7 protein-coding genes are annotated in these 6771 nt (G+C 68.7%); all 7 read left to right on the plus strand.

All coding sequences use genetic code 11. The annotated features are described in order from the left end of the window. The first annotated feature begins 1131 nt into the window (after positions 1 to 1131). Positions 1132 to 1749, plus strand: coding sequence for a hypothetical protein (locus tag ACFE64_RS13260; protein ID WP_375392935.1), 618 nt, complete (start codon positions 1132 to 1134; stop codon positions 1747 to 1749). Between the two features lie 112 nt (positions 1750 to 1861). After that, positions 1862 to 3181, plus strand: a complete 1320-nt coding sequence (locus tag ACFE64_RS13265; protein ID WP_375392936.1) for a glutamate--tRNA ligase — start codon at positions 1862 to 1864, stop codon at positions 3179 to 3181. A gap of 115 nt (positions 3182 to 3296) precedes the next feature. Further along, positions 3297 to 3959, plus strand: a complete 663-nt coding sequence (locus tag ACFE64_RS13270; RefSeq protein WP_375392937.1) for an energy transducer TonB — start codon at positions 3297 to 3299, stop codon at positions 3957 to 3959. Between the two features lie 49 nt (positions 3960 to 4008). Then, positions 4009 to 4362: a hypothetical protein gene (locus tag ACFE64_RS13275; RefSeq protein WP_375392938.1), complete on the plus strand. Its 354-nt coding sequence runs from the start codon at positions 4009 to 4011 to the stop codon at positions 4360 to 4362. A 19-nt stretch (positions 4363 to 4381) separates the two neighbouring features. Further along, complete coding sequence (gene ribD / locus ACFE64_RS13280; RefSeq protein WP_375392939.1) at positions 4382 to 5497, plus strand: bifunctional diaminohydroxyphosphoribosylaminopyrimidine deaminase/5-amino-6-(5-phosphoribosylamino)uracil reductase RibD; 1116 nt, start codon at positions 4382 to 4384, stop codon at positions 5495 to 5497. Beyond that, positions 5497 to 6117, plus strand: a complete 621-nt coding sequence (locus tag ACFE64_RS13285; protein WP_375392940.1) for a riboflavin synthase — start codon at positions 5497 to 5499, stop codon at positions 6115 to 6117. The genes ribD and ACFE64_RS13285 overlap by 1 nt, the downstream gene beginning before the upstream one ends. Then, positions 6101 to 6771 (plus strand): 3,4-dihydroxy-2-butanone-4-phosphate synthase (gene ribB, locus ACFE64_RS13290; RefSeq protein WP_375392941.1); only part of this gene is annotated, 671 nt, incomplete at its 3' end. The genes ACFE64_RS13285 and ribB, both read left to right, overlap by 17 nt.

Here is a 6771-nt window from a genome sequence, read left to right on the forward strand (position 1 = left end):
GCACGCTGTGCCTGTCGCTGTGCTGCATCAGCGCGTTCGTCGCCCAGGGCGCGCCGCGGCTGATCCCGGCGTTCGTACACGGCGTGATCGGCGTCGTCGCGTCGAACGCGTAGCGGCCGATCAGCGCATCGATGCGATCGAGCCGCAGCGGCCGCCGCCCGACGATCGGAAAGGCATAGGGAATCGCGTCGCCCGGCCGCCCGGCCTCCCGCCAGAGCCGTGGCGCGTCCTGCAGGAAGCCGAGATAGTCGGGCGCATGGACGGCCGCGATCGGCGCGACGCCCCGGTCCGGCGGCGTTTGGGCCCCGCCGATCGCCGCCAGGATCGCCTCGGCGCGGGCCGGCGTCTCCGCATAGGCGGCAAAGGCGCCGTTGTGCAGTTCCTGGCGCGGTGCGTGCCCGAGCTGGGCGGGAGCGAAGAAGCGGCGCATGTCGCGCGCCTTGCCGCGGAAGGCGCCCGGCCGGAAGCCCCCGGTTGCGGCGCGGTGCGGCTTCCGTAGTGACCACTGGATGCGGTACGGTGCAGTTGAAATGTGGATTACGGGTTCGCAGTCAATGGGCTATAGCATTCGTGGTGTTGGATACGGAACTAATACGAACAGCCTAATCGCCTACGCTAACAAGACATTTGGGCCCGGAGCCTTTAAGGAGCAACTCGGTAAGGTTGCGAAGGCGCTAAAACAATGCAATTAAAGCACATGCTTCTAGTAGCAATGTTTGTTGTAAGTTCCTGTTCGAAAGAACCGGATTTTATAACCGGCGTTCCCCCGTTTTTCTCAACCACATGCGATTATGTCGAAGTAAATCGATTAATGGGTATTGCGGAAACTTGGTCCTCTTCCAACAACTGGCAATATCATCCTCACCTTATAGACAATGACAATCGTGTTTTTGCAATTACCTTGTGGCGCAAGGGAGCTAACATCGTCTTAACGGGAATTCCGCGAACAAGGCAGTTAAGTCTTAGCGCGATCAAGCGGGGTGACGTCAAGGACGCCGACCTGCAGGAGCTAGATCGACTTGTTCAGCGTCTGGGACTTAGTTGCGTTAGCCAAGCTCGGTTTCCTACCTCGCCAATCGCCTAGACCCGATTAGATTACTCTAAGAAAGTGTTCTGCGGGGCTGGCACCACTTGAAGCAGGAGATTGTCATGTTTGGAAAACAGGATCGACGGCTTTCGTCTCTCATGCTTCCCTTACTTGTCACGCTCGCGACGTCGAGTCAGGCCAGCCAGATGGTAACCTACACCTATGACGCGCAGGGCCGACTTGTAGCAGTCGCCAGCACGGGGACGGTCAACAACGGCGTTTCGACCAGCATCACTTACGACCCAGCAGGCAACCGCTCTAGCTACACCGTAAGCGGCGTTGGCGGCGTAGGGACGCCAACCCCTACGCCTAGCGGAACGATCACGGCGACCAATCCGACGCTGGACGTCGCGAGCTCGTCGTCCACCGCCATCCCGATCACGACACTTGCCACCTTGAACGGGGAAAGTGGCGTGATCGCGTCCTTCTCGCCACCTTCAGGAGGCGGGACCGCCGTCATATCTCAGGGTGGACAATCGGTGACCTACAATGCGCCATATGTGCCGCGAGCCCCAATTTGTGAAGACGGCTATGTTTATACATACACGGTTCCCTACTCGATCCGCGATAGCGGGACGGGCGCGATCGCTAATGGCTCTGCGACCATTAACGTGCAAGGACCTGCCGGGCCTAGACCCAAGAACGGCCAGTATTGTCCGTGATTGCGCGCCAACAGAACCCTTCCGAAGACATGCGATCGCGATTTTACGAGCTAACTGTCAGGAACCTGAGCCCGGCAGCGGATTCGGTGGGTTTGGTGGGTAAAGACGGAGCATGACCGTGGTCACCCGCTTCGCGCCATCGCCCACCGGTCGGCTGCATGTCGGCAACATCCGCACGGCGCTGCACGGCTGGCTCTGGGCGCGGGCGCAGGGGGGGCGCTTCCTCCTGCGCATCGACGATACCGACGGCGAGCGGAGCGAAGAGCGGTTCGTCGCGGCGATCCGCGCGGACCTCGCCTGGCTGGGCCTCGCGCCCGACGGCGAGGTGCGGCAGTCGGAGCGGTTCGCGCTCTACCAGGCGCGCTTCGACGCGCTGGTGCGGGAAGGCCGGCTCTACCCGGCCTATGAGACGCAGCAGGAACTGGAGCTGAAGCGCAAGGTGCTGCTCGGCCGCGGGCTGCCGCCGGTCTACGACCGCGCGGCGCTCCGGCTCACCGGCACGGACAAGGCGCGGCTGGAGCGCGAGGGCGTGCGGCCGCACTGGCGGTTTCGGCTCGATGAGGATGCCGCGATCGGCTGGGACGATCTGGTGCGCGGCCCCCAGCGTTTCGATCCCGCGACGATGAGCGATCCGGTGGTGCGCCGCGCCGACGGGTCATGGCTCTACCTGCTGCCGTCGGCGATCGACGACATCGCGATGGGCGTGACGCACGTCGTGCGCGGCGAGGACCATGTCTCCAACACCGCGCTGCAGCTGCAGATGTTCGCCGCGATGGGCGCCGCGGCGCCTGCGTTCGCGCACATGGCGCTGCTGACGGGCGCGGAGGGCAAGCTGTCGAAGCGGCTCGGCTCGCTCGGCGTCGATCATTTCCGCGCGGCGGGGATCGAGCCGGCGGCGGTGCTGGCGCTGCTCGCGCGGATCGGGACGAGCGATCCGGTCGAGCCGTTCGTCGATCCCGCGCCGCTGGTCGCCGGCTTCGCCTTCGACCGGTTCGGGCGCGCGCCGGCGCGGTTCGACGAGGCGGAGCTGGCGCAGCTCAACGCGCGCATCGTCCACCAGCTGCCCTTCACGCGGGTCGCGACGCGGCTGCCGGCGGGAATGGACGCGGACGCCTGGGCGGCGGTGCGGCCGAACCTCCACACGGTCGCCGAGGCGGCGGACTGGCAGCGGGTGATCGACGGGCCGATCGCGGCGGCAAGCGCGGACCGGGAGTATCTGGCCGAGGCGGCGGCGGCGGCGGCGGCGATCGGCTGGGACGACGATCCGTGGCACGCGCTGACCGGCGCGCTGAAGGAGCGGACCGGGCGGAAGGGCAAGGCCTTGTTCCTGCCGCTGCGCCAGGCGCTGACCGGGCTGGACCACGGGCCGGACATGGCGGCGCTGCTGCCGCTGATCGGGCGCGAGCGGGCGATCGAGCGGCTGCGCGCCTAGCACGCACCCGGCCTGCGCATCACCCGCGGGGCTTGCATCCGTTATATTATAGTGCATCATCCACGGGCCCGGCCGAGCGTCGGGCGAAAAGGAGAACGGACAAGGAGAGGTTCCGATGTATGCACAGCGCTATCAGCCGCGACGGGTGAACCGCGGCAGCCTGGGATTGTCGGTGGGGATCGTCGCCCCGCTGCTCGCAGCGGCGATGCTGGCGTCGCCCACCATTCGGCACAAGCTGACCGACCGGCCGCTGACCATCTATCCCGTGCCGCCGCCCGCGCCCCCGCCCAGGCCCGAGCCTCGGCTCCAGCCGCGCACCAGGGCGCATCCCGTAACCCCGATCGACCTGCCCAGGCCGCAGGTCCCGACCGAGCCCAGGGCGCCGTTCACGCCGCCGCCGCAACCCGCGCCACCCGATCCGGGCATGCTGACCGCCGGTGACGCCGGCCCGATCGCGGTCGAGCCGGTCAGGCCGCCGCCGCCGCTCCTCACCCAGGCGAGCATCGACGAGCGCTACCAGCGCGAGTTCCAGCCGCTCTACCCGCCCGCCGAGCAGCGCGCCGGGCGCGACGGCGTGGTGGTGCTGAAGGTGCTGATCGGCGTCGACGGGCGGGTCCGCGACGCCCAGCCGCTGAGCGCCACCAGCGACGAGTTCTGGCGCGTGACGCAGCGGCAGGCGCTGGCGCGCTGGCGCTTCCGCCCGGCGACGCGCGACGGCATCCCCGTCGAGGCCTGGAAGACGATGACCGTGCGCTTCCACCTGGAAGACGCCGGCTGACGGGGGGCGGGGCTGGTCGCCGGCCGGCCCCCGCCCTATCTTGCGCCCCATGCGTCGCTATCTCGACCGGTTCCAGTTCCGCGGGGCGTGGGCGGACCTGCGCCATTTCCTGTCCCGTCGCCAGCCCTATCAGGTCGGCTTCCTGTGCCTCGCCGTCGCGCTCACCGTCGCGACGCTGGGCGCGTTCGCGATCGATTCGCGGTTCGAGCCGGAATATCACCGCGATATCGTCTATGTGCAGCAATGGCCGCTGACGCGCAGCGACGCGCAGATCATCGCGCAGCAAAAGATCGACTATGTCATCAAGGCGCGGCGGCTGGAGGCGGAGAAGCGCGAGCTGGCGCGCCGGCAGGCGGGGTTCAAGAAGATCCAGGACAAGCTCGATCAGTGGAACTTGAAATAGGCGCGGTCCGTCGCCGACCATGAAAGACGACGCCCGCTGGATGGCGGCGGCGCTGGCGCTGGCCGAGCGCGCGCGCGGGCGCACCGCGCCGAACCCGAACGTCGGCTGCGTGATCGTGGGGGACGACCGGGTGGTCGGGCGCGGCTGGACGCAGCCGGGCGGGCGGCCCCATGCCGAGGCGATGGCGCTGGCCGCGGCCGGCGCGGCGGCGCGGGGTGCGACCGCCTATGTCACGCTGGAACCCTGCGCGCACGCATCCCCGCGGGGGCCGGCCTGCGCGGACCTGCTCGCCGACGCCGGCGTGGCGCGCGTCGTCGCCGCGCTGCGCGATCCAGACCCGCGCACCGATGGCCGGGGGCTCGCCCGGCTGGCGGCGGCGGGCGTGGCGGTGACGGACGGCGTGCTGGCCGACGCCGCACGGCGCAGCATGGCGGGGTGGCTGACACGGCGGGCGCAGGGACGGCCGTTCGTCACGCTCAAGCTCGCCACCTCGCTCGACGGCGGCATCGCCACCGCCGCGGGCGAGAGCCGGTGGATCACCGGTCCGGAGGCGCGCGCGCATGCGCATCTGGAGCGCAGTCGGCACGAACTGATCCTGGTCGGGCACGGGACGTGGGCGGCGGACCGGCCGGCGCTCGACGTGCGGCTGCCGGGGCTGGACGGACGCAATCCGTGGCGCGTGATCCTCTCCGGCCGTCACCCCGGCCTTGAGCCGGGGTCCAATCGGGAACCGGGTCGATCGTCCCAAATCGAAGCTGCAGGCCAGGCACGAGCTTGGATCCCGGCTCCAGGCCGGGATGACGAAGAAGTGATGACGATAGGAGCACCCGACGCCATCGCCACTCTCCCCGGCGACCATCTTCTCGTCGAAGGCGGCGCGCAGACGGCCGCATCGTTCCTCCGCGCCGGCCTCGTCGATCGCCTGCTGCTCTACCGCGCGCCGATCCTGATCGGCGGCGGCACGCCGGCGCTGGGCGACATCGGGCTGTCCGATCTGGCCGCCGCGCACGGGCGCTGGCGGCGGCACGATGCGCGGCAGCTTGGCGTCGACCGGCTGGAGGTTTACGAGACCGCCTCATCAGGGAAAAGTGGATGCCACTTTTCCGCTCGGATGAGGCGGCGGCAAGAACTCTGATGTTTACGGGGATCGTCAGCGACATCGGCGCGATTCGCTCGGTGGAGACGCGCGGCGACACGCGCGTGGTGGTCGAGACCGCCTACGACACCGCCACGGTCGATCTCGGCGCGTCGATCAGCTGCTCGGGCGTGTGCCTGACGGTGGTCGACAAGGGCCGGGATGAACGGGGCGGCTGGTTCGCGGTGGACGTATCGGGCGAGACGCTGTCGCGCACCGCGCAGGGCCAGTGGTCCGCCGGGCGGCGGCTCAACCTGGAGCGCGCGATGCGGCTGGGCGACGAGCTCGGCGGGCATATCGTCACCGGCCATGTCGACGGCGTCGCGGAGGTGACCGGCGTCCGTCCCGAGGGCGACTCGAAATGGATCGGCCTGCGCGTGACGCGCGAGGTCGCGCCGTTCCTTGCCGCCAAGGGCTCGGTGACGGTCGACGGCGTGTCGCTGACCGTCAACGAGGTGGTCGATCGCGGCGACGCGACCGACTTCGCGGTCAACATCATCCCGCACACCCAGGCGGCGACGACGCTGGGCGGGCTGGAACCCGGCCAGGCGGTGAATATCGAGATCGACGTGCTCGCGCGGTACCTCCAACGGATGCAGACTTATGCCCAAACCCGCTGAATTGACGCGATTGCGCCACGCCTTCCTCTCGTCGCCCGAGGAGATCATCGACGAGGCGCGCAACGGCCGCATGTTCATCCTGGTCGACGACGAGGACCGGGAGAATGAGGGAGACCTGGTCATCCCCGCGCAGATGGCGACGCCGGAGAAGATCAACTTCATGGCCAAGCATGGCCGCGGCCTGGTCTGCCTGGCGCTGACCAAGCGCCGCGTGACCGAGCTCGGGCTGGAGCTGATGAGCCGCAACAACGGCACGCGCTACGAGACCGCCTTCACCACCTCGATCGAGGCGCGCGACGGCGTGACGACCGGCATCTCGGCGGCCGACCGCGCGCGCACCGTCGCGGTCGCGATCGACGCGGGCAAGGGCCGCGACGAGATCGTCACGCCCGGCCACGTCTTTCCGCTGGTCGCGCGTGACGGCGGCGTGCTGGTGCGCACCGGCCATACCGAAGCGGCGGTCGACGTGGCGCGGCTCGCCGGGCTCAATCCCTCGGGCGTGATCTGCGAGATCATGAACGAGGACGGGACGATGGCGCGGCTCGACGACCTCGTCGCCTTCGCGCAGCACCATGCGCTCAAGATCGGCACGATCCGCGACCTGATCGCCTATCGCCGCCGCCACGACCATCTGGTCGAGAAGCGCGCCGAGGC

Origin of the sequence: uncultured Sphingomonas sp. (assembly GCF_964250165.1) — a bacterium.
GTDB lineage: Bacteria > Pseudomonadota > Alphaproteobacteria > Sphingomonadales > Sphingomonadaceae > Sphingomonas.

Excerpts from the sequence above, each read along its gene's own strand:
- ACFE64_RS13265 (WP_375392936.1), top strand. The coding sequence starts at position 1,862 with ATGACCGTGGTCACCCGCTTCGCGCCATCGCCCACCGGTCGGCTGCAT.
- ACFE64_RS13270 (WP_375392937.1), top strand. The coding sequence starts at position 3,297 with ATGTATGCACAGCGCTATCAGCCGCGACGGGTGAACCGCGGCAGCCTG.
- ACFE64_RS13275 (WP_375392938.1), top strand. The coding sequence starts at position 4,009 with ATGCGTCGCTATCTCGACCGGTTCCAGTTCCGCGGGGCGTGGGCGGAC.
- ribD (WP_375392939.1), top strand. The coding sequence starts at position 4,382 with ATGAAAGACGACGCCCGCTGGATGGCGGCGGCGCTGGCGCTGGCCGAG.
- ACFE64_RS13285 (WP_375392940.1), top strand. The coding sequence starts at position 5,497 with ATGTTTACGGGGATCGTCAGCGACATCGGCGCGATTCGCTCGGTGGAG.